This is a genomic window from Pontibacter ummariensis (assembly GCF_900188175.1).
Taxonomy (GTDB): Bacteria; Bacteroidota; Bacteroidia; order Cytophagales; family Hymenobacteraceae; genus Pontibacter; species Pontibacter ummariensis.
Window position 1 is genome coordinate 1 of the sequence record NZ_FZOQ01000060.1, and the last position, 3,259, is coordinate 3,259.

Genomic DNA, 3,259 nt, shown 5'->3' on the forward strand with positions numbered 1-3,259 from the left:
GGTTGTTGGGGTTGGCGGCCACCTACTCTCCCGGCTGTGACACCAGTACCATCGGCGCGTCCGGGCTTAACTTCTCTGTTCGGGATGGGAAGAGGTGCTCACCGGAGCCATAGCCACCATTATCTTCGCACGGAGTGTGCCGTGCCGGATGCTTTGTAAAGTCTTTTAACATGAAAAGGGAGAGAGCGAGTGTAAGGGGCGGGCCGTTGTTCGGCCTGTGCTTTGCGCACTTGCCAGGGCATAGTGCCTGGGCTTTAGAACGCGCTCGGGCAATTAGTACCGCTCGGCTTTGCTATTTCTAGCTTTACACCTGCGGCCTATCAACGTCATCGTCTCTGACGGCCCTTAAGGGAGATCTCATCTTGGGGCGGGTTTCGCACTTAGATGCTTTCAGCGCTTATCCCGTCCGAGCGTAGCTACCCTGCGCTGCGGCTGGCGCCACAACAGGTCCACCAGAGGCTCGTCCAACCCGGTCCTCTCGTACTAAGGTCAGGACCCCTCAAATCTCCGACGCCCACAACAGATAGGGACCGAACTGTCTCACGACGTTCTGAACCCAGCTCGCGTGCCACTTTAATCGGCGAACAGCCGAACCCTTGGGACCTTCTCCAGCCCCAGGACGTGACGAGCCGACATCGAGGTGCCAAACCTCCCCGTCGATATGAGCTCTTGGGGGAGATCAGCCTGTTATCCCCAGAGTACCTTTTATCCTTTGAGCGATGGCCCTTCCATGCGGAACCACCGGATCACTATATCCGCCTTTCGGCCCTGCTCGGCTTGTGGGCCTCACAGTCAAGCTCCCTTGTGCTATTGCGCTCTGCGCACGGTTACCAAGCGTGCTGAGGGAACCTTTGAAAGCCTCCGTTATTGTTTTGGAGGCGACCACCCCAGTCAAACTACCCACCAAGCACTGTCCCCCACTTTTGTAAGGTTAGGCGCCAAGCAACTCAAGGGCCGTATTTCAAGGATGGCTCCACGACGCCTGGCGACGCCGCTTCAAAGCCTCCGGCCTATCCTACACATGAGTTACCCAGCGTCAATGCTAAGCTATAGTAAAGGTTCATGGGGTCTTTCCGTCCCGTTGCGGGTACTCGGCATCTTCACCGAGACTACAATTTCACCGAGCTCACGGCTGAGACAGCGCCCAGATCGTTACACCATTCGTGCAGGTCGGAACTTACCCGACAAGGAATTTCGCTACCTTAGGACCGTTATAGTTACGGCCGCCGTTTACCGGGGCTTCGATTCAATGCTTCGCCTTGCGGCTAACATCCCCTCTTAACCTTCCGGCACCGGGCAGGTGTCAGGCCTTATACTTCATCTCTCGATTTCGCAAAGCCATGTGTTTTTGTTAAACAGTCGCCTGGGCCTTTTCACTGCGGCTTCTTGCATTGCTGCAAGGAAGCGCCCCTTCTCCCGAAGTTACAGGGCCATTTTGCCGAGTTCCTTGGCCGTGATTCACTCGAGCACCTTAGGATTCTCTCCTCGACCACCTGTGTCGGTTTGCGGTACGGGCGGCCATGCAGTCATAACGCTTAGCGGGTTTTCTCGGGAGCCTGATTAGGGACACTGTCTCCGCCCCCGAAGGGTTGGAGTACTTTCGGCTTTCAGCAGGTCCGGCGTACTTCACTACCAAACCTATACCTACGGCCTTAAACGCACTATTCCGTCAGTGCGCGGTCCTTTCACTTCTCCGTCACCGCATCGCTATGCATGGCCGGTGCTGGAATATTAACCAGCTGTCCATCGACCTGCGCTTTCGCCTCGGCCTTAGGACCCGACTAACCCTGATCCGATTAGCGTTGATCAGGAAACCTTGGTCTTTCGGTGTGCGGGTTTCTCGCCCGCATTATCGTTACTTATGCCTACATTTGCTTTTCCCTCCGCTCCAGCGCGCCTCGCCGGCCCGCCTTCACTGCAAAGGGAATGCTCCCCTACCAGTATAATAAATTATAATCCGCAGCTTCGGTATTAGACTTGATGCCCGATTATTATCGATGCCCTGTCGCTCGACCAGTGAGCTGTTACGCACTCTTTAAAGGAATGGCTGCTTCCAAGCCAACCTCCTGGCTGTCTAAGCAACTGGACCCCCTTTGTTCAACTTAGTCTAAATTTAGGGACCTTAGCTGGCGGTCTGGGTTCTTTCCCTCTCGGCCCGGGACCTTAGCACCCCGAGCCTCACTGCCGCGTATATCAAGTGGCATTCGGAGTTCGTCTGGATTCGGTAGGATGTGACTCCCCCTAGTCCAATCGGTAGCTCTACCTCCACATGACTCCACCGCGACGCTGCCCCTAAAGGCATTTCGGGGAGTACGAGCTATTTCTCAGTTTGATTGGCCTTTCACCCCTACCCACAGGTCATCCAAATACTTTTCAACGTAAACTGGTTCGGACCTCCAACTGGTTTTACCCAGCCTTCATCCTGCCCATGGGTAGATCACAAAGTTTCGCGTCTACCCCCCCTGACTCTGCGCCCTGTTCAGACTCGCTTTCGCTGCGGCTCCGTGCCTAAAAACACTTAACCTTGCCAGGGAGGAGTAACTCGTAGGCTCATTATGCAAAAGGCACGCCGTCACCGCACAAAGCGGCTCCGACAGCTTGTAGGCGCATGGTTTCAGGGTCTGTTTCACCCCCTTATTCAGGGTACTTTTCACCTTTCCCTCACGGTACTGGTTCACTATCGGTCTCTCAGGAGTATTTAGCCTTAGCGGATGGTGCCGCTGGATTCAGGCGGGATTTCTCCGGTCCCGCCCTACTCAGGATACCACTAGGGCCAAGCAGCTTACGCTCACGGGGCTGTCACCCGCTCCGGCCTGCCTTCCCAGGCAGTTAAGCTTCAATACTTGGTCCCACCACGTGGTCCTACAACCCCGCAAGTGCCGTAACACTTGCGGTTTGGGCTTCTGCGCGTTCGCTCGCCACTACTTGCGCAATCACTGTTGTTTTCTCTTCCTCCGGGTACTTAGATGTTTCAGTTCCCCGGGTTCGCCTCCCTTAGGATGACTACTCTTCAAGTAGCCGGGTTGCCCCATTCGGAAATCTGCGGATCACAGGGTATGTGCCCCTCCCCGCAGCTTATCGCAGCTTGTCGCGTCCTTCATCGCCTCTGAGAGCCTAGGCATTCCCCATGCGCCCTTCTCTGCGTTCTCGGCCGCCCTACTCAAAGGGCGGCCCGCCTCTTTTCTCGTTATTGCATGAGTTACAGAATTAACTGTAACCTAAACTATTATTCTCTCTCCCATCATGTCAAAGAACTTCT

At 55.3% G+C, this 3,259-nt stretch carries 2 rRNA genes; both read right to left on the reverse strand.

Features of this window, described 5'->3' with window-relative positions:
* Positions 1 to 9: 9 nt before the first annotated feature.
* Positions 10 to 121: ribosomal RNA gene (rrf, locus tag CHB92_RS25245) — 5S ribosomal RNA — on the reverse strand.
* A 132-nt stretch (positions 122 to 253) separates the two neighbouring features.
* A 23S ribosomal RNA gene (locus CHB92_RS25250) occupies positions 254 to 3,149 on the reverse strand.
* Positions 3,150 to 3,259 lie beyond the last annotated feature (110 nt).